The sequence below is a fragment of the Streptomyces capoamus genome, assembly GCF_014654935.1.
GTDB classification, from domain to species: domain Bacteria; phylum Actinomycetota; class Actinomycetes; order Streptomycetales; family Streptomycetaceae; genus Streptomyces; species Streptomyces capoamus.
In genome coordinates this window covers 1-387 of record NZ_BNBF01000092.1, presented here as the reverse complement: position 1 = coordinate 387, position 387 = coordinate 1, and the positions used below count along the sequence as shown (strand labels likewise).

Below are 387 nucleotides of genomic sequence, written 5' to 3'. Positions count from 1 at the left end.
ATAGAGAGTTGGCCGAAATGGGCACTAAATACTTTTCGAGAGATTTCCTCCAAATCACTGGTATGACTATCAAAATCGTGAGCATCAGCATGTAGGTTCCAGATCCAAGTGGTAGTATCAGGTCCCTTAGCTATTGTTCTTGAGAAATGACCGGGTTTAGCCCATTCCTCGAAAGAAGTTTTTATGGGATCCCTATCTACCAAAATTTTGACTTCTGGTTCCGGCGAACGAATAATCATTGAGTCCTCCTCTTTCCGGACAACACATACAAAGAAACCCGCCAACAGTCACTCAAGTAATTAGTGAACCGATGATAGATACTTAGAATTTTTTTTTCTTTCTCTTCTATCTTCCATCTATTCATCTATTTTCTTTAGTTATTCACTA

General features: G+C 39.0%; 1 protein-coding gene. It reads right to left on the bottom strand.

The genetic code is table 11. The features are described from left to right. Positions 1-239 (bottom strand): photosystem I psaA/psaB family protein (locus tag IE312_RS44845; RefSeq protein ID WP_229900952.1); only part of this gene is annotated, 239 nt, incomplete at its 3' end. Positions 240-387 lie beyond the last annotated feature (148 nt).